Genomic DNA, 18,040 nt, shown 5'->3' on the forward strand with positions numbered 1-18,040 from the left:
GCCCCCACGCGCGGGGTCAGTTGCCGGATTCGTACAGGGAGGTGATCTCGGTGGCCGACAGGGCCCTGTCGTACAGGTGGACCTGGTCGACCGTGCCGTCCAAGTAGTCGACCGGGTTGCCGCCGTACTTGCCGCGGCCGATCACCGTGTTGCCGGTCGGGGCGGCCTGGGGCAGGCACGCGCTGACCGAGCCGGCGAGCGTGCCGTCGACGTACAAGCGCAGCTCGCCCTTGACCGTGTCGCGGACACCGACCAGGTGGTACCACTGGCCGGGGTTCGGCTTGAACGACGCCAGGGCGCGGACGCCGGCGAAGCTCATCGCGAAGCGCTGGTCGGCGCCCGAGTACTGGAGGAAGAAGTCGCTGTTCGACGGGCCGTCCTGGCTGATCACCGTCTGGAAGGCACCGTCGGCCTTGTCGAGTTTCACCCAGGCCGCGGCCGAATAGTCCGACGCCGTGTTCAGGATCGGCGCGCCGGCGTCGAGGAACTCCGACGAGCCGTTGAGTGCGACACCCTGGCCGTTGCGCCCGTCGACGAAGGAACCGGCCGGTGTCAACGAGCCGTACGAGCCGTCGAGCGGCCAGAAGGCGATACCGGTCAGGCCCGGCGTACCCGGGGGCGGCTGCGGCACCGAGGCGCCCGAGCCGTTCGCCTGGCGGATGATCTTCTGGTTGATGGCCTTGACCTTGCGCAGGTCCATTTTGGTGACCTGACGGTCGTACGTGAAGAAGCCGTTGAGCTCGCCCTCCACGTCCGAGAGCTGCGTGTAGATGGCCGCGCTGATGCCGCAGTACTGCGCCGAGGTCAGCACGTCCTCCTGGTTGGCCACGTACCTGGCGGTCAAGGTCGCCGAATCGGGTGTCATCTCGTACGCCTGGCCGTCGCCGAACCACATGTGATTCGAGGTCTTGAGGCCGTAGCCGCCGTGCTCGCCGTCGATCGACACCCGGGTCTCCGACGGCGCCGGTGAGGCCGGGCCGAGGTACTGGTGGAAGTCGATCACGTCGCCGGCGCCGGAGTCGCCCTTCGAGTTGCAGCAGTTCACGCCGCTGTGCGCGTTGACCAGCCGGGACGGGTCCTGCTCCTTCACCGACGTGGCGATGCGGCCGGTGGCCGCCCGGTCCCACTCGCCCCAGCCCTCGTTGAACGGCACCCAGGCGACGATCGACGTCCACGACGCGTGCTCGCGGACCATCTCGTGCAACTCCGCCTCGAACTGGTCACGCCACTCGGGCGGGATCGGGCCGGTGTTCGCCGACGGCATGTCCTGCCACACCAGCAGGCCCAGCTTGTCGGCCCAGTAGTACCAGCGGTCCGGCTCGACCTTGATGTGCTTGCGGACCGCGTTGAAGCCCATCGCCTTATCCTGCTGGAGATCCCACTTCAGCGCGGCGTCGGTCGGCGCCGTGTGCAGGCCGTCCGGCCAGAAACCCTGGTCGAGGTTGGCCATGTTGAAGACGATCTTGCCGTTGACGGTGATGCGGAGCTTGCCGTCGGCGCCCTTGGCGGTGCCGACCGTGCGCAGGCCGAAGTACGAGCCGACCGTGTCGACCGTGCGGTTGTTGTCGAGCAGGGTGACCGTCAGGTCGTACAGGAAAGGATCGTCGGGGGTCCAGAGTTTGGGTTTGGTGATCGGCAGGCGCAACTCCGCGCCGGCGGCGCCCGACACCGAGCCGACGACGCGCGAGCCGTCGCGCGCCACCGCCTTGACCGTCAGACCGCTTCCGCCGGAAGTGTTGACCTTGAGGCGAAGGTCCGACAAAGAGGGCGTCGAAACCACGTCGGTGATCGAGGCGGCGGGGACCGGTTCCATCCAGACCGTACGCCAGATGCCGCTGCTGCCCTGGTAGAAGATGCCCCGGTCGCCGGTGCGGCGCTGCTTGCCGATCGGCTGGCCGGTGGCGTCGGTGAGATCCTCGGCCCAGACGATCAGCTCCTGCGGCCCGGAGCCGGTCAGCGCGCCGGTGACGTCCACGTCGAAGCCGTCGTAGCCGCCCCGATGTGTGGCGACCTGCGTCCCGTTGACGTACACCTTGGCGTCGTAATCGACCGCCCCGAAGTTGAGGCGCAGGCGATTGCCCTGCCCGACCTTCCAGTTCGCGGGCACGGTGAAGGTCCGGCGGTACCACATGCGGTCTTCGTGCCGCTGAATGCCACTAAGAGCAGATTCGATGGGGTACGGCACCAGGACGCGCTCGCCGAGGCTCTGACCAGTGGGCACGGCCTGGTTGACCTCAGCCTTGGCGAACTCCCACACGCCGTTGAGGTTCTGCCACTTGTCGCGGGTGAGCTGCGGCCTCGGATATTCGGGCAGGGCGTTGGTGGGGCCGACCTTGCTCGTCCACGGTGTGGCCAGAGGCGGAATGCCGGGATGCCAGGTCGGGGCGGCGCTGGCGGGCGCGGCGCTGGCGGGGGCGGCCAGGCCGAGTGAGGCGGTGATGAGGAGGGCGGCTAGCAGGGCATGTCTTCTCACGCGCGAAGTCCCTTCGGTCGCTCGTGTTACGCCATGAGCCAACACATTTCAACAATGTTTCACAGGTAGCGTCAAGGACTCATGAACGTCGATGTCTGCCCGAAGAGGCAGGAACCGAGGTGCACCCGGCTCGCACTCCCCCGGCTGTCAAGCACCGGCGCCCGGTGCCGACTCATAAGGGCATGAGCGTGAGCAGCGAAATCCGGCCCCTGAGGCCGGAGTCCGTCGACGAGCCGCAGGAGGCGCTGCTCGCCGCCCTGGTCGCGTTCATGACCAAGGACACCCCGTCCGTGCAGCACGTCCTCGACCTGACCAGGCCACACCTCGAGCGGGCGGCCGGGCTCACCGCGGCCACCGTCTTCGAGCTGGACTCCGAGACCGGCCTGCTCTTCCCGACCGCGCAGCTCGGCGAGCCCGGCAAGCGCGACGCCCTCACCGCGGGCAAGGTCTTCCGCCTCGCGGCCGGCGCCGCCCCCAAGGTCACCGGCGAGCAGATGCCGATCCGGCTGCGCATCGGCGGGCAGACCGTCGGCGTGCTCCTGCTGACCGGCGACAAGCTGGCCGAGCTGCGCCCCGACGTGCTCGCCGTGCTCGCCCTGCACTTCGCCACCACCCTCCAGGGCCTGGCCGCCGAGAAGCAGCGGCAGTGGGTCTCGCACGTCTCGGCGATGATCCGCCGCCTGTTCGAGCAGGGCATGGCCGCCACCAGCGTCCAGGCCGCGGGCCGGGTGCTGGCCTCGGCGGCCGCCGACGGCTTCCGCACCGAGCACGGCGCGGTCGGCCTCGTCGACGAGAACGGCCTGGTCAGCTATGTGCACGCGGTCAACATGGAGGACGGGGACGCGGCTCTCGCCTGGATGATCGGACAGGCCGTGGCGCCGTTCCAGTCCTGGCGCGCGGTCCAGGACGGCAAGGTCGCGATGGTCAACGACGCCACCACCGACCGCCACGAGCCGATGGGCCTGGTGCCGGCGCTGGGACTGCGGTCGTACATCGCGATGCCCCTGATGTCGGCCACCGGCCCGGTCGGCCTGATCCTGTGCGGCGACTCGTCGGGCACCCGCGAGTGGACCAGCCGCGACCGGATCTTCGCCGAGCAGCTCTCGGTCGAGGGCACCCTCATCGTGGACAGCGCCGGCATGCGCCAGGCGGCTCAGGCCCACGTCGCGCAACTCAGCCACCAGGCGTTCCACGACTCGCTGACCGGGCTGCCCAACCGCAGCTACCTGATCGACCGTGCCGAGCGGGCGGTCACCGACGCCGCCGGGCACGGCGGCCAGGTGGCGCTGATGGTGCTCGACCTCAACGGCTTCAAGCAGGTGAACGACACCGAAGGCCACCAGGCCGGCGACGCGCTGCTCCAGCAGGTGGCCAAGCGCCTGCTGGGCGCGGTCCGCGACGACGACGTGGTCTCCCGGCTGGGCGGCGACGAGTTCGCGATCCTGCTGACCCGCGACCCGGACGACGCGGTGGCGGCGGCCGTGGCCGACCGCATCTGTGATCGCCTCCGCGAGCCCTTCACGATCGACGGCAAGCAGGTGACGGTGGGCGGCAGCGTGGGGTACGCGCTGTATCCGGAGGACGCCACGGATTACGAGGCGCTCATGAAGGGTGCGGACGCGGCGATGTACGAGGCCAAGCGGGACACCAAGAAGTACGGGGGTGGCAAGCGCCGCGCCCGCCCGCAGGTCAACTGAAGATGCCGGCGACCGAGACGCCGACGATGGCGCCGGCGGCCAGGAAGCCGGCGCCGAACCGGCGCGTCTCGGGGAGCCAGGCGGAAGCGCCGATGAGCAGGTAGAGAGGGACCCAGCCCCAGTACGGGGCGGAGAGGCCGGCCAGGGACGGGAAGGCGGTCATCGGGCCGAGCGAGCACAGGCACGGGCCGCCGCAGCCGAGGGCGATGCCGGCGAGAAGGCCGGCGAGCAGGCCCCGGTCGATGACCTCGGCCGGGACGCGCGGTGAGGCGACGGTGAGGGTGGGGTCGGCGTCGCCGGGCAGGTGGGTCAGGGTGATGACGTAGCCGGCGGGGTCGTGGACGACGAGGACGCGGCCGTCGGGGCCGGGGCCGTCCTCGACGCGGCAGCCGGACTCCTCCCAGAAGTGGCGGATCTCGTCGTAGACCGTGTCGGCGGTGTCGCCGAGGTCGGGCAGATGGCCGCCCCGGAGGATGCGGGCGCCGGGGCCGGGCGGTGGGCGCAGGAAGGCGGCCGGGAGCGGGACCAGGCGCAGGCCGGCGTGGGCGTGCAGGGTGGCTTCGAGGCGCTGTTCGACGCCGCGGGTGGCCGCCGCTCGGCTGAGTCCCTTCACCCCGCCGACGATGCCAGCCTTTCGCCCGAAATTTCGTGAAATGCGCCCGGAGTGAGCGCGGGCGCGGGGCAGGACGGGCGCGGGGCAGGGCCGGCGCGGGGCAGGGCCGGCGCGGGGTGGGGCGGGGCACGGGGCGGGCACGGGGCGGGGCGGGCGCGGGCGGGGTCAGGCGGCGCCGTCGGCTACTCGGGTGGCTCGGCCTCTCAAGGTGTCGCCCAGTTCGTGGTGGCCGGTCACGTCGTCGCGCAAGCCCAGGAGCCAGACTCGCAGGTCGGCTATGACGTACAGGTCCTGGCCCAGGTCGTTGGGCCACGGGACGGGCACCGGCGGGGGCACCACCGGGAGCGCCTCGCCCCGGCTCAGGCTGGAAGCGGCCCGGGTGAAGCACCCGGCCACGTCCTCGGCGGCGGCCGTCAGCTGGGCGTCGCATGGGAGCAGGCCTCCGGCGGGGCAGGAACGGACCAGCGCCTCCGCGCCCCGCACCGCGTGATGGCCCGCCAGCAACGTCGCCTGCCAGTCGACCGGGGAGTCCGGGTGGTGTTCGCTCTGGTAGAGCGCGAACGACGCCTCCGCCAGCAGACTCGCGCCCCGGGCCGCCGGCAGCGCCGGGCCCTGTTGGGAGCCCCTCGCCATCACCGCCACCGTCTCGCGGACCACCGACGCCGAGGCCGTCATGAAGTTCGCCGTCGCGCGGCGCAGCTCGCCCGCCCCTCCCCTGGGCCAGGCGAACAGGCCGATCAGCACGCCGACCACCGCGCCGATCACCACGTCCAGCACCCGCACCTCGGCCAGCCGCCAGTCGACCGGTGTCACCTGGGCGAAGACCAGCGTGATGACCAGCGTGAACAGCGCCTGCGACCAGCCCAGGCCGAGCAGCGGGCCGGAGGCGAAGCCGGCGATCATCACCAGCGGGAGCACCACCACGTACACCGTCGGGTCGACGTTCAGCAGCAGCAGGCCGGCCGCCACCACCGACCCGCCGATCGTGCCGATCAGGGCCGGCTTCAACGTCGAGCGGGTCTCCGCGGCCGACGCCCGCAGCACCGTCAAAATGGTCAGCAGGACCCAGAAACCGTGCGACAGGTCGAGCCCGCCCGCCACCAGCCGGGCCACCGCCAGCGCCGCCGCCAGCCGCAGCGCGCCCTGGAAGGCCACCGACCGGGGCGTCAGGTTCTCCTTCAGGCGGTGCCACCACAGGTACGGGGTGCTGCGCCCGGCGTACCAGAACGAGCCCGGAACCAGCGTCGCCGGCCTCTCCCCGGACGCGATCCGCACCGCGAAGACCAGCGACTTCGTCCATTCGCCGAGCGTCAGCGCCAGCGCGCCCAGTTCGAGCCGCTCCGGCGGCAGGCCGCTCGGGTCGGTCTCGGTGCGCGCGCGGCGGAAGTCGGCCAGCGCCGCCGTCAGCTTGCCGGTGTCGGGCAGCGGACCCCGGCCGTACAGCCACTCGGCGACCGTGTCGGTGCAGCCGGCCGCCGCCCGCAGCAGCCGGGCCGACGCCGGCAGGGTGACCGCCTGCCGGTCCTCCAGGAAGTACAGGTCGGCAGCCCGTCCCACCAGCAGGCGGGCCGTGCCGGCGGCCGCGCTGAGCGCCCGGTCCCGCCGCGACGCCGACGCCGGCCGCAGACCGGGTGGCAGCCGTGACGGGCGCAGCGCCTCGGCCGCCTCGGTGACCTCGGGCAGCAGGGCGGCCAGCCGGGACCGGCCGGTCGGCGTCGACGAGGACCAGTCGTCGGCCAGCGCGTCGAAGCACGACGACAGCAGCGCGACCGCATGGGCGAGCCGTTCCCGATAGGGCGCCGGCGTCGGGTCGGGCCACAACAGCAGCTCGGCCACGGCCAGCAGCACCACAGCCATCGTCACGCCGGCCAGCCGCTGCGGGAGCGACCCGGGGTCGTACGGCGGAAAGCACGGCAATATGTAAAGCAGTTGCATCCCGGCCGTGAGCCCGACCAGGCGAGGCCCGCCGACACCGACGAAGCTCACCGTGAAACCGAGCACGAACATGCCGGCGGCGGCCGCCCAGTTGCTCACCGAGAGCAGCGTGCCCACGCTGACCAGCACCCAGGCCACCGGCAGCACGGCGATCAGCGTCGTCGCGCGCTGGCGGGGGCTGCCCGGGATCTGCGAGAGCGCGCCCAGAGCCACGGCGCCGAACAGGGCGTACGGCGCCATGGCGGGCAGGTCGAGGACGTAGCGGCAGAGGTAGAAGCCCAGGCAGGCAACCAGCGTGACCCGCACCGCGCGCCGGGTGGTGAGAAGCTCGGGGTCCCGCCGCCGCAACCAGTCCATCCAGGGATTATCAGACGAAGGCGCTCTCTCCGGTGATGGCCCGGCCCACAATGAGCGTGTTGATTTCCCGGGTGCCCTCGTACGAATACAGGGCCTCCGAGTCGGCCACGAAGCGCCCGATGTCGTAGTCGAGCACGATGCCGTTGCCGGCCAGCAGTTCCCGGGCCCAGCCGACCACCTCGCGCATGCGGGTCGTGCAGTACGCCTTGGCCAGCGCCGAGTGCTCGTCGCGGTACTGCCCCGCGTCCTGCAACTGGGCCAGCCGTACGCACATCCCGAGCGACCCGGTCAGGTTGCCGACCATCCGTACGAGAAGGTCCTGAACCAACTGGAACGACGCGATCGGCTTGCCGAACTGCTGCCGCTCCTTCGCATATCGCAGAGCGATCTCGTACGCCGCCAGCATGACACCGACCGCTTCCCAGGCCACCCCGCTGCGGGTCTGGCGCAGCACCTTCGCCGTGTCCTTGAAGGAGTTCGCGTGCTCGAGCTTGGCAAACGAGGGAACGCGGACGCCTTCGAGCACGATGTCGGCATTCTGGACCGTACGCAGAGCGATCTTATTTTCGATCTTCGTCGCCGTGAGACCGGGCGTCTCCCGCGGCACCACGAAGCCTTTGACTTGATCATCTTCGGAGGAACGGGCCCACACCACGATCAGGTCGGCGAAGGTGGCGTTGCCGATCCAGCGCTTCCGGCCGTCCAGGATCCAGGAGTCCCCCTCGCGCCGAGCCGTCGTGCGCAGGCCCGCCGCCACGTCGGAACCGCCGGTCGGCTCGGTCAGCGCGAACGCCCCGATCTTGTCGAACGACGCCATCCGCGGCAGCCAGCGCTCCTGCTGCTCCGGAGAGCCGCACGTGCGGATGCTGCCCATGGCCAGTCCCGCGTGCACGCCGTAGAAGGTCGCCATCGACGCGTCGGCCCGGGCCATCTCCAGGGCGAGCCAGCCGTTGAGCAGATTCGAGCCCGGCCGGTCGGCGATGTCGAGGTCGGCGTACCTCTTGATCAGGTGGTGCGGGAACTCCGCGCGGGCCCAGTGGTCGTTCGCGATCGGCACGACCTCGGTGTCGAGGAAGTCGCGGACGCGCCGCACGACGGCGGCCTCGTCCTCCGGAAGCAGGTCCTGAAAGGCGTAAAGATCACCGTCGAGCATAATTGCCTCCCTACCCTTTCCCGGCGGGTCCTAGACTTTCCTGCCATGCTCACCATGCAGGACGCACTGGCCCGGTTGACCGCGTACTGGACGGCTCAGGGATGCCTGACCGTCCAGCCGATGAACACGGAGGTCGGTGCGGGGACGCTGAACCCGGCGACCTTCCTGCGCGTGCTCGGTCCCGAGCCCTGGCGGGTGGTCTACGTGGAGCCCTCCGTGCGGCCCGACGACTCGCGCTACGGCGAAAACCCGAACCGTCTTCAGACACACACCCAGCTCCAGGTGATCCTCAAGCCCGACCCGGGCAATCCGCAGGAGCTCTACCTGGGCAGCCTGGCCGCCATCGGCATCGACGTGAACGCGCACGACGTCCGCTTCGTCGAGGACAACTGGGCCTCCCCCGCGCTCGGCGCCTGGGGCCTGGGCTGGGAGGTCTGGCTCGACGGCCTCGAGATCACCCAGTTCACGTACTTCCAGCAGGCCGGCAACCTCAACCTCGACCCGGTGTCGGTCGAGATCACCTACGGCATCGAGCGCATCATCATGGCGCTTCAGGACAAGACCCACTTCAAGGACATCGAGTACGGCGACGGCATCTCCTACGGCGAGGTCTTCGGCCAGGGCGAGTACGAGATGTCCCGGTACTACCTGGACGACGCCGACGTGGCCGCCAACCGGCAGCTGCTGGAGATCTACGCGGGCGAGGCGCAGCGGCTGATCGACGCCGGCCTGCCGGTGCCCGCTCACACGTACGTGCTGAAGTGCTCTCAGGCCTTCAACGTCCTCGACTCGCGCGGGGCGGTGTCCACGGCCGACCGGGCCGCCGAGTTCGCGCGGATGCGCCGGCTCGCCGGTGAGGTGGCCAAGCTGTGGGTGGCCCGCCGCGACGAGCTGGGCCATCCGCTCGGCCTGGTCGAGGCCCTGCCACCGGCCACGCCGTACTCCACACCGGCCGAGCGCTCCGAGCCGCGCACGCTGGTCTTCGAGATCGGCACCGAGGAGCTGCCGCCGTCCGAGGCCCGCGCCGCCCTGGCCTATCTCCAGCGCGCGGTCACCGACGGGCTGGCCGGCACCCGTCTCGAGCACGACGAGGTCCGGACCTTCGCGACACCCCGGCGGCTGGTCGCGGTGGTCGGTTCGGTCGCGGCCCGGGAGACCGATCATGTACGGACGGTGAAGGGCCCCAAGGTCGGCGCGCCGGACAAGGCCGTCGAGGGGTTCGCCCGCAGCCAGGGCATCGCCGTGGACGCTCTGGCGACCGGTGACATCAACGGCGTACAGCACCATGTCGTGGAGAAGCACGAAGCCGGCGGCGCCGCGGCGACCGTGCTGGCCGGCGTGCTCGCGAAGGTCGTCGCCGGTCTGCGCGGGGCCAAGAACATGCGGTGGAACGACCCGCAGCTCTCGTTCAGCCGCCCGATCCGCTGGCTGACCGCGCTGTGGGGCGACGACGTGGTGCCGGTCGCGCTGGGCACGCTGTCGGCCGGCCGGCAGACCCGCCTGCTCCGTACGTCGGAGACGCCGGTCGTCGAGATCGCCTCGGCCGAGACCTTCATGGAGACCCTGGCCCTGGCCGGCATCGTGGCCGACCCCGAGGACCGGCACGACCTGATCGTGACCGGCGCCCAGGACCACGTCTATCCGGAGGGTCGCATCGACGTCGCCGGCGAGGCTTCGCTGATCGAGCAGATCAGCTACCTGGTCGAGGCGCCGACGCCGCTGCTGGGCACGTTCGACGAGAGCTACCTGTCGCTGCCGGACGCCGTGCTGACCACCGTGATGCGCAAGCACCAGCGCTACCTGCCCGTGCGCGACGCCGACGGGCAGCTGCTGCCGATGTTCGTGACGGTCGCCAACGGCCCGGTCGACGTGGAGCTGGTGCGGGCCGGCAACGAGGCCGTGCTGCGGGCCCGGTACGAGGACGCGGCGTTCTTCTACCGCGCCGACCGTTCGGTGGATCCGGCCGCCATGCGCGAGCGCCTGACGCGGCTCACCTTCACCGACAAGCTGGGCTCGATGGCCGACCGGGCGGAGCGGATCGCCGCGCTGGCGCTCTCCGTCGCCGACGGGCTCGGCCTGGGCTCGGCCACGCTGGGCCGCGCGGCCCGGCTGGTGAAGTTCGACCTCGGCTCGCAGCTGGTCACCGAGATGACGTCGCTGGCCGGCGTGATGGCCCGGGACTACGCGCTGCACGCGGGCGAGCCGCGGGACGTGGCGGCGGCCGTCTACGAGGCCGAGCTGCCCCGCAACACCGGCGACGCCCTGCCGGCCTCGATCCCGGGCGCCCTGCTGTCGCTGGCCGACCGCCTCGACCTGGTGGCCGGCCTGGCCGCCACGGTGGGCCTGCCGACCGGCAGCAGCGACCCCTTCGCCGTCCGCCGGGCGGTCCTGGGCCTGCTCGCGGTGCACCGGGCCCACCCGGCCCTGTCCGACTTCTCGCTGACCGCGGGCCTGTCGGCGGCGGCCGCCCAGCAGCCGGTGCCGGTCTCGGCCGAGGTGCTGACCGCGGCCGGCGAGTTCCTGGCCCGCCGACTGGAGCAGGCCCTGACCGAGGAGGGCGTCCCGGTCGACCGGGTCCGCGCCGCCCTGGTCCACTACGACCGCCCGTCAGTCGTCGACGGCCTGCTCACCCAGCTGTCCACTCTGGTCGGCAACCCCGACTTCGTGGCGGTGGCCGCGGCCATCCAGCGCGCCCGCCGCATCCTGCCGGACGGCACGGTGGCCGGCTACGACCCGGCGGTCCTGGTCGAGCCGGCCGAGCTGGCCCTGCACGAGGCGGTGTCCTCGGTGAAGGCCGACTTCGGCACCGACCTGGTCGCCTTCACCACGGCCGTGGGCCCGCTCGTCGAGCCGCTGGCCCGCTTCTTCGACGAGGTCTTCGTCATGGCCGACGACCCGGCTCTGCGCGCCGCCCGCCTGGGCCTGCTGGCCACGGTCCGCGACCTCGGCGCGGGCCTGCTCGACTGGCCGGAGCTGCGTCTCTGATGCGGCGTCCGTGCAGAGGGCCGCGCCCGCCGGGCGCGGCCCGTGGTGCGGCTACTGCGCGGGTGAGAGGTCGGAGAGGACCTCGTTGAGACCGGCCGCGGTCAGGTTGGCGTCGAGGGCCAGCAGCTGCGGCAGGACGCCCTTGCTGTCGTTGGCGTAGAGGCCGACCAGCTCGGTCGCCAGCGACATCCAGCTCGTGGTGGTGGCGCCGGCCTGCACCAGGCGGCCGATCGCCGCCTGGTGGGAGGAGATCTCGGTGCCGCCGGTGGCGTCGACGACGATCGAGACCTCGTAGCCGCGGCGCAGGGCGCCCATGGCCGTGTGCAGGACGCACACGTCGGTGGTCAGGCCGGCCACGACGAGGTGCTTGCGGCCGGTGGCCTCGATCGCCTCGGGGAAGCCGGGCGCGTCGAAGGCGTTGAAGGCGTCCCAACGGGCGACGACCGGGTGGCCGTTCAACTCCTTGAGCAACTCGGAGTACATGGGGCCGCGCGGGTCGCCCTCGGGGCCGGCCGTGACGACCAGCGGCACCTCGAAGCCGAGGGCCATCTTGGCCAGCGCCACGGCGCCGGTCACGTTCGCCTCGGGGGTCTGGCTCCTGACGGTGTTCTTGAAGCTCTCGACGTAGTCGATGAGCACGATGGCGGTGTTCTCGGGGGTCCTGCGGTCGAGAAGGCTCATGACGGGCCGTACCTCTCAGATCTCGTGGTTGGCTTGCAGGGTCTTGTTCGGGTCGACGCGGTGGCGCAGCTCCACCAGGCGCCGCCAGACGGCCGGGGCGAAGGCCCGCGAGGTGTCGCCCTGGGTCTGCTGGAAGTTCGTGTAGATGCGGTCGCGGGAGTACTCGCTGAGCGAGCCGACCATCCGGTCCGCCTCGGCCACGACGGCCGCCTGCACCTCGGGGCTGAAGACGACGCCCACGACGGCGAACAGATATTGACCGTCCAGCGCGGACAGCGCACCGCCGCCGGCCGCCGGGCGGGCCAGCGCGCCGCCGAGGTGGCGCAGCTCGGTCGAGAAGAGCTGGTTGGTGGCGTCGGCCTCGAGGAGTTTGTCGGCCGCCTCCGGCGGGAGCGCGTCGAGCAGGCCGGTCGTGCCGTCGCCCGGGGTGGGCTCCTCCGGGTCCATGTGGATGCGGGAGACCACCGGCGAGGGCACCCGGGCGAACGTGTCGATCTCCGGCTTGAGCTCGCGCAGCGGGGCCAGGAGCTGCTCGGCCCGCTCGTCACCGGCCTGCACGGCGCCGTCGATCATCACCCAGTTGCGGCCGCGGAACGGCTCGGGCAGCTCGGGGATGGGCGGGAAGCGCATGTGCCGATAGGCGGTGGTGACCTCGTCCGGCGCCTCGGCGGTCCACTCCAGCCAGCGCTTGAGCACCTGCGGCGCCTTGTCCAGGTCCCAGGCCATGAAGCCGGCGTACGCCGTGGCGAAGTCGAGCAGGCTGAACTCGAGCGCCGTCACCACGCCGAAGTTGCCGCCGCCGCCCCGGACCGCCCAGAACAGGTCGGGCTCGTGGTCGGCGTCCACCCGCACCTGGGTGCCGTCGGCCAGCACGAGCTCGGCCGCGGTCACGTGGTTGGCGGCCAGCCCGTACTTGCGGCCGTACCAGCTCAGCCCGCCGCCGGCAGTGTAGCCGACGACGCTGACGTCGGGCGCCGACCCGTGCAGCGCGGAATATCCGTGCCCGGCCGCCTGCTCGACGACCGGCGACCAGGTGGTGCCGGCCTCCACGCGGGCCCGGCGCGTGGGGGCGTCGATGGTGACGCCGGTGAGCCGCGAGGTGCGCAGCATGACCGTACGGCTGAGATCGCGCAGCGGATGCGCGTTGTGCCCGGTGCCCACCGGCGTGACCCGGAGCCCGGCCCGGCCGGCGGCCCGCAGGACCGCGCTGATCTCGTCGGCACTCTCCGGGTAGACCACCGCCGCCGGTCGCAGGTCGGCCGCAAGGGACCAGGTGCTGCGCGCCTGGTCGTATCCGTCGTCTCCCGGCAGGTGGACCGCCCTGGCGGCGGCCCGCAGAGATGCCGCCCCGTTGTCGTTCACGATATTTCCCCTTCCATTTCCGGTCCCGTCGAACGCGGCGACATTACTCAGTTCCGGAAGGGAATTGTTTGCGTGCAAAACTACCGCGCTGGATAGCGCACAAAAAAAATGGCGGCCACACCATTTTGGTGGGCCGCTTTTCAGGAATGGCGAATGGCGCGGCCAGCTGACCGCGCGGTCACTACGTTAGCCGCTACTATCCGCGTGTACAGTAGGAGCTATGTCACACCCCGCACCGCGCCGGACCCGCGACCCCGTCCGCAAACAGGCCGCCATCCTGACCGCGGCCCGCGCCGTCTTCGCCGAGCGCGGCTACGAGAACGCGACCATCCGCGAGATCGCCCGCCGCGCCGGCGTCACCCACGGACTGGTCGTGCTGCACTTCTCCTCGAAGGAGCAGCTGTTCGTGGCGGCCACCACGCCCGACCCCAAGGCCCTGTTCAAGGGGGTGCTCGACGACGACGTGGCCAAGCTGCCGGAGCGGATCGCCGCGTCCTTCGTGCACCGCATGGAGTCCTCCGAGGGCGCCGACCCGGTCATCGCCCTGATCCGCAGCGCGGCCGGCGACCAGGAGGCGGCCAAGGCCCTGCTGCGGACCCTCCAGCAGACGGCCGTCGACGGTTACGCCCAAGTGCTGGACCTTCCCGATCTGGCGACCCGCGTCAACATGATGGGCGCCCACCTGATCGGCGTGGCTTTCAGCCGCTACGTGCTGGCCGACGGCCCGGTCGCCACCATGTCCCCCGACGAACTGACCGCCCGGCTGACCGCGACCATCCGCACCATCCTGTTCGATTAATTCTGCCGGCGAACCATTTCCGCGATCCAGATCGGCGCGTACGGAGAGGTGCAGTTCGGCGGCGTCGGATAGTCCTTGAGCACTTCGAGACGCTCCCCGATGGCAACGGCCCGGTCCCGCTGTTCCGCGTGCGAGATGCCGATCTGGGCCAGGCAGTGGTTCATCGCCCATTGGAGACGCTCGGGGGCGTCCTTCATCTCGGCCTCGACGACGTCGAGCAGGGCCGCCAGATCGAGCCCCTCGGGCTTCTTGGCGACCCGCTCGGTGGTCAGCGCCCACCCGGCGCTCGCGACGGCCGGGTCGGGGTCGCTCATCCAGGCCAGGCGCAGCTCCTCGGCGTACGGACTCTTCTTGACCACGTAGTTGACGAGCCAGTCGTGCACCTTGGCGGCCCGGGCCTCGCGCAGCATGGTGTCGAGCTGGTCGCGCGCGAACAGCTTGGGCCGGCAGATCAGCAGGGCCACGAGCCGGGCCGCGGTGTCGCCGGTCGCCCACAACTGAACGGCGAGATCCTGCTGGGTCTTGAGCTCCTTGGCGACCGCGCGCAGCTTGGTGAGGTTGACCCCGTGATCGTCACCGTGCTTCTCGTTCACGGCCCGCATCTTCGGATCGTCGAGCGCCTTGAGCTCGGCCAGCACCGCGGCCACCATTGTCTCGGTCACGAGCGTCAGCTTACGAGAATCCGGTAGTTCCAGCCCTCCCGTCCGGGCCGGCGTCGGCGACGGTCAACGGGCGCACAATGACGTTCGTGAGCGAAGTCTTGCGGTGGCCGCGATTGAAGGCCGGAGACCTCGTACGGATGGTGTCGCCGGCCAGCTACCCCGAGGCGGAGGGGTGGCGGCCGTGGGCGGCGGAACGGCTCGGCTCATGGGGTCTCGAAGTGGACTTCGGGCGGCATGCCGACGACCGGTACGGCGACATGGCCGGGCGGGACGACGACCGGCTGGCCGATCTGGAGGACGCTTTCCGGGATCCGGCCGTACGGGCGATCATCGCGACCCGCGGCGGCACGGGTGCCCAGCGGATCGCGTCGCGGATCGATCCCGCGCTGGTCCGGGCCGACCCGAAGCCGATCGTCGGGTTCAGCGACATCACGTACCTCCATCTGACGCTTCTCGCCCGCACCGGGCTGGTGGGCCTCCACGGGTCGCTCGACGCCGTGGGATGCCGGCAGCTGCTCTTCACCGATGAACCGGCGGTGCTGCGGGCCGCGCCGTCGGCGATGACGGTGCCCGGGGTGGCGACGGCCGGCTGATCGGCGGTTACACCAGCGCCGTGGCCGGGATGATCGGCGCCGGGCTGCCGTCGCTGGCCGGCGCGATCCTGTGCCTGGAGGGCCCCGGTTGCTTCGCCCGGCCCGACCTGTTCGAAGGCGTCCGCGGCGTCGCGCTCGGCGACCTGGCCGGGGAGGAGCCGCCGGATCTGAGCGCTCTCGGCGTGCCCGTGCTGTCCGGTCTGCCCTTCGGTCACATCGACGACCAGGTGTGCATGCCGCTGGGCACAACGGCGACGATCGACACCGAGGCCCGGACGCTGACCGTCAGCGCGGGAACTTCTCTCCAGGGTTACCTTTCGCCATAAAAGCCCGATTCCCGTACGGAGTTTCGGTACCGTCCGCTTCGTGGACGACCCGGAGGACGACTCTTCGTGGCCCTTCGAGGGCACCGGCACCGACGCGCCGAGGGAGAGCCGCCTCGCGATCTGGCGCTGGATCCTGGGCATCCTCGTCATAGTTCTCCTGCTGTGCGGCGGCACCGTGCTGGCCCTGAACGCGTGGCTCGGCCACCAGGCCGGCCTTCACCGCGCCAGCGAGCGTGAGCTCGGAGGCGGCGTATTCTTCGCGCGTGGAGCTGCGGTTCGCTACTCGGCGGTCGGATTCGCCATGGGTTGACGCGGTGTGGACGTGCACCAGTGAGCAGGTTGCCACGATGACCGCCGTGGCGGGGGTGCGGTGGGGGCTCGTCTTCTGGGAGCAGGAGGGGCGGGCGTACGCCAGCGTCACCGGGCCCGAGACCCGCACCAGCACCGCGCCCGTGCCGGAAGGGGCGCGGTTCACCGGCATCGACTTCGCGGTGGGGACCTCGCTGCGCGGGCTGCCCACGCCCGAGCTGGTCGACAGTGGTGTCGAGCTGCCCGGCACCGGGCGGCGGTCGTTCCGGCTCGACGGGGTGCGGTGGGAGACACCCGGGGCCGATGATGCCGAAGCCCTCGTCGCGCGGCTTGTGCGGGGCGGTGTCGTGGTTCGCGATCCGCTCGTGGCCGGGGTGCTCCGCGGTGATCGGCCCGACGTGTCCGGGCGGACCGTCGAGCGGCGGTTCCGGGCCGCCACGGGGCTGACGCGTGGTGCCGTGCGGCAGATCGAGCGGGCCCGGACCGCGGCCGAGCTGCTGGCCGGAGGGGGGACGGCCGGGGATGTGGTGGCCAAGCTCGACTACTTCGACGAGCCTCACCTGGCCCGGGCCCTGCGCCTCTACGTCGGGCGCACCGTCAAGCAGCTTCGTGATGGCGGCGGTGGCGCGATCGGGCTCGACCTCGGTCAGCGCGCGACGTCATAGACCAACTTCACAATCCCGTTGGGGTACGTCTCCGAGTCGCGCAGGGCCAGCATGTGTTTGTCACGGTCGGCCCGGCCGAACAGGCTCTTGCCGGCGCCCAGGAGCACGGGGAAGACCAGCAGGTTGTACTGGTCGATCAGGCCGGCGTCGGACAGGCCGCGGGCTAGTTCGGCGCTGCCGTGGATGAAGATGGCGCCGCCCTCGGTCTGCTTGAGGGCGGCCACGTCCTCGGTCGAGCGCAGGATCGTGATCGGGCCCCACCCGTCGACCAGCGCCTCGCTGGGCAGGGTGGACGAGACGACGTACTTGGGAAGGTCTTTGTAGCCGGCGTGGTCCTCCGAGCCCGGCCAGACCGGCGCGAAAGCCTCGTAGCTGCGGCGGCCGAACATCAGGGCGGTCGTGTCGGCCAGCTCCTCGCCCTTCAGCGACCACGCCTCGGGAACGAACTCGAGGTCCTTGAACACCCAGCCGCCGCTGCGGTGGCCCTCCGACGGGCCGCCGGGCGAGTCGACGACGCCGTCGAGCGACATGAAACCGGTGTAGACCAGCTTGCGCATTGTCCTGTCTCCTCCTGCCGTGGGCTTGCGGGGTTCACGCTAGAGCGTGGTCACGGTCGCCGTCTTGGACGGAAACGACAGGGGTCAGTACAGGGAACGGCGCAGCTCCCGCACCGACGTGGGCTCGCTGATCCGTACCGGCTGGCCGATCTTGCTGTAGGTGGTGGTGAGGGCGATGGGGCCGCGGTCGCCGCCGAAGATGAGCGTGATGGACGAGACGTCGCCCTTGGCGTCGGTGTTCACCGTGTACTTCACCCATGTCGACACCTTCGCGAAGCGGAACACGGGAGCGCCGAGGGGCACGTACGTGAGCTCGGACGGTTTGGCCTCCAGGCGGGCCTCGCCCTGATAGGTGCCGGGAGTCAGCCGCCGCGCGTTGTGGATGGCGGCGGTGAAGCGGGCGAGGCCGCCGGGATCCTTCGGGTCGGCGTAGCGGTAAGGGTTCGCCGGCTTGAGCAGGAGCGGGAAGGCGTGGGTCCAGAAGGAGTTGCCGTCACGGTTCTCGTAGCTTTCGTCGCCGATCAGGATGACCTTGCGGGTCTTCGCGTCGTCGCCGCCGGAGATGATGAAGGTACGGCTGTCCTTGCGCGCCTTGGGGTCGTGGGCCCCGGAGGCACGGTATTTCTGCCCGGTCCAGTAATCGCCGCTGACGGTGTACGTGTACGTCGAGGCGGCCAGGCGCCGCAGAGCGGCCTTCACCGCGTCCGAGGGCGACGGCTGACTGGGCGACGGCGCCACGGCCGACGGAGGTGGTGCCGCCGCCGAGGACGACGGCGCGGATCCGGCGGCGGTGGCTTCGGGGCCGGTGCACCCGGCGAGAAGAACTGGAATGAGCAGGGGCAAAGCCCGGACCCGTGTACGCACCGGAACACA

General features: G+C 71.2%; 16 protein-coding genes. 7 read left to right on the forward strand and 9 right to left on the reverse strand.

The window, feature by feature from the left end:
* Positions 1-16: 16 nt before the first annotated feature.
* A complete protein-coding gene (locus ACQP2X_RS32410; RefSeq protein WP_498688387.1) occupies positions 17-2,473 on the reverse strand; it encodes a LamG-like jellyroll fold domain-containing protein in 2,457 nt (818 codons plus the stop codon).
* 182 nt (positions 2,474-2,655) lie between these two features.
* Between ACQP2X_RS32410 and ACQP2X_RS32415 the strand changes: the two genes are divergently transcribed.
* Positions 2,656-4,170 carry a diguanylate cyclase domain-containing protein gene (locus ACQP2X_RS32415; RefSeq protein ID WP_498688389.1) on the forward strand — a complete coding sequence of 505 codons (1,515 nt, stop codon included), beginning with the start codon at positions 2,656-2,658 and terminating at the stop codon, positions 4,168-4,170.
* On the opposite strand, the gene ACQP2X_RS32420 is transcribed toward ACQP2X_RS32415, so the two are convergent.
* The 3 genes from ACQP2X_RS32420 to ACQP2X_RS32430 all read right to left on the reverse strand — a co-directional run bounded on the left by ACQP2X_RS32420 (position 4,163) and on the right by ACQP2X_RS32430 (position 8,228).
* Entirely contained in the window at positions 4,163-4,783 is a 621-nt protein-coding gene (locus ACQP2X_RS32420) for a hypothetical protein (protein WP_498688390.1), read from the reverse strand. The genes ACQP2X_RS32415 and ACQP2X_RS32420 overlap by 8 nt on opposite strands.
* A 165-nt stretch (positions 4,784-4,948) precedes the next feature.
* A complete protein-coding gene (locus ACQP2X_RS32425) occupies positions 4,949-7,075 on the reverse strand; it encodes an FUSC family protein (protein ID WP_498688391.1) in 2,127 nt (708 codons plus the stop codon).
* A 10-nt stretch (positions 7,076-7,085) separates the two neighbouring features.
* A complete protein-coding gene (locus tag ACQP2X_RS32430) occupies positions 7,086-8,228 on the reverse strand; it encodes an acyl-CoA dehydrogenase family protein (RefSeq protein ID WP_498688393.1) in 1,143 nt (380 codons plus the stop codon).
* A 45-nt stretch (positions 8,229-8,273) separates the two neighbouring features.
* On the opposite strand from ACQP2X_RS32430, the gene ACQP2X_RS32435 reads away from it, so the two are divergent.
* On the forward strand, positions 8,274-11,213 hold the full coding sequence (locus ACQP2X_RS32435; protein ID WP_498688394.1) for a glycine--tRNA ligase: 2,940 nt from the start codon (positions 8,274-8,276) through the stop codon (positions 11,211-11,213).
* A gap of 51 nt (positions 11,214-11,264) precedes the next feature.
* Here ACQP2X_RS32435 and ACQP2X_RS32440 read toward each other — a convergent pair whose 3' ends face one another.
* Positions 11,265-11,894, reverse strand: coding sequence for an isochorismatase family protein (locus tag ACQP2X_RS32440; protein ID WP_498688396.1), 630 nt, complete (start codon positions 11,892-11,894; stop codon positions 11,265-11,267).
* Positions 11,895-11,909: 15 nt separating this feature from the next.
* Positions 11,910-13,256, reverse strand: a complete 1,347-nt coding sequence (locus ACQP2X_RS32445) for an FAD-binding oxidoreductase (protein ID WP_498688397.1) — start codon at positions 13,254-13,256, stop codon at positions 11,910-11,912.
* Between the two features lie 220 nt (positions 13,257-13,476).
* On the opposite strand from ACQP2X_RS32445, the gene ACQP2X_RS32450 reads away from it, so the two are divergent.
* Entirely contained in the window at positions 13,477-14,055 is a 579-nt protein-coding gene (locus ACQP2X_RS32450) for a TetR/AcrR family transcriptional regulator (protein WP_498688398.1), read from the forward strand.
* Here the strand turns inward: ACQP2X_RS32450 and ACQP2X_RS32455 are convergent.
* Positions 14,052-14,717 (reverse strand): DNA alkylation repair protein, encoded by a 666-nt coding sequence (locus ACQP2X_RS32455; RefSeq protein ID WP_498688400.1) that lies wholly within the window; start codon positions 14,715-14,717, stop codon positions 14,052-14,054. The genes ACQP2X_RS32450 and ACQP2X_RS32455 overlap by 4 nt on opposite strands.
* A gap of 86 nt (positions 14,718-14,803) precedes the next feature.
* On the opposite strand from ACQP2X_RS32455, the gene ACQP2X_RS32460 reads away from it, so the two are divergent.
* From ACQP2X_RS32460 to ACQP2X_RS32475, 4 genes are read left to right on the forward strand one after another with little or no spacing between them, the layout of a single operon-like run.
* Complete coding sequence (locus tag ACQP2X_RS32460) at positions 14,804-15,310, forward strand: LD-carboxypeptidase (protein WP_498688402.1); 507 nt, start codon at positions 14,804-14,806, stop codon at positions 15,308-15,310.
* Positions 15,311-15,339: 29 nt separating this feature from the next.
* Positions 15,340-15,636 carry a hypothetical protein gene (locus ACQP2X_RS32465; RefSeq protein ID WP_498701088.1) on the forward strand — a complete coding sequence of 99 codons (297 nt, stop codon included), beginning with the start codon at positions 15,340-15,342 and terminating at the stop codon, positions 15,634-15,636.
* A 40-nt stretch (positions 15,637-15,676) separates the two neighbouring features.
* Positions 15,677-15,946, forward strand: coding sequence for a hypothetical protein (locus ACQP2X_RS32470; RefSeq protein WP_498688403.1), 270 nt, complete (start codon positions 15,677-15,679; stop codon positions 15,944-15,946).
* Positions 15,900-16,610, forward strand: coding sequence for a helix-turn-helix domain-containing protein (locus ACQP2X_RS32475; RefSeq protein WP_498688404.1), 711 nt, complete (start codon positions 15,900-15,902; stop codon positions 16,608-16,610). The genes ACQP2X_RS32470 and ACQP2X_RS32475 overlap by 47 nt, the downstream gene beginning before the upstream one ends.
* On the opposite strand, the gene ACQP2X_RS32480 is transcribed toward ACQP2X_RS32475, so the two are convergent.
* Both ACQP2X_RS32480 and ACQP2X_RS32485 read right to left on the reverse strand, forming a co-directional pair.
* Positions 16,592-17,167, reverse strand: a complete 576-nt coding sequence (locus ACQP2X_RS32480) for a dihydrofolate reductase family protein (protein ID WP_498688406.1) — start codon at positions 17,165-17,167, stop codon at positions 16,592-16,594. The genes ACQP2X_RS32475 and ACQP2X_RS32480 overlap by 19 nt on opposite strands.
* Positions 17,168-17,251: 84 nt before the next feature.
* On the reverse strand, positions 17,252-18,031 hold the full coding sequence (locus tag ACQP2X_RS32485; protein ID WP_498688407.1) for a hypothetical protein: 780 nt from the start codon (positions 18,029-18,031) through the stop codon (positions 17,252-17,254).
* Positions 18,032-18,040 lie beyond the last annotated feature (9 nt).

This window comes from Actinoplanes sp. CA-131856 (assembly GCF_050956135.1).
Classification (GTDB): domain Bacteria; phylum Actinomycetota; class Actinomycetes; order Mycobacteriales; family Micromonosporaceae; genus Actinoplanes.

Bases quoted from the DNA above. Each gene is read 5' to 3' on its own strand.
- ACQP2X_RS32415 (WP_498688389.1), top strand. From the start codon at position 2,656: ATGAGCGTGAGCAGCGAAATCCGGCCCCTGAGGCCGGAGTCCGTCGAC.
- ACQP2X_RS32425 (WP_498688391.1), bottom strand. From the start codon at position 7,075: ATGGACTGGTTGCGGCGGCGGGACCCCGAGCTTCTCACCACCCGGCGC.
- ACQP2X_RS32430 (WP_498688393.1), bottom strand. From the start codon at position 8,228: ATGCTCGACGGTGATCTTTACGCCTTTCAGGACCTGCTTCCGGAGGAC.
- ACQP2X_RS32435 (WP_498688394.1), top strand. From the start codon at position 8,274: ATGCTCACCATGCAGGACGCACTGGCCCGGTTGACCGCGTACTGGACG.
- ACQP2X_RS32440 (WP_498688396.1), bottom strand. From the start codon at position 11,894: ATGAGCCTTCTCGACCGCAGGACCCCCGAGAACACCGCCATCGTGCTC.
- ACQP2X_RS32450 (WP_498688398.1), top strand. From the start codon at position 13,477: ATGTCACACCCCGCACCGCGCCGGACCCGCGACCCCGTCCGCAAACAG.
- ACQP2X_RS32465 (WP_498701088.1), top strand. From the start codon at position 15,340: ATGATCGGCGCCGGGCTGCCGTCGCTGGCCGGCGCGATCCTGTGCCTG.
- ACQP2X_RS32480 (WP_498688406.1), bottom strand. From the start codon at position 17,167: ATGCGCAAGCTGGTCTACACCGGTTTCATGTCGCTCGACGGCGTCGTC.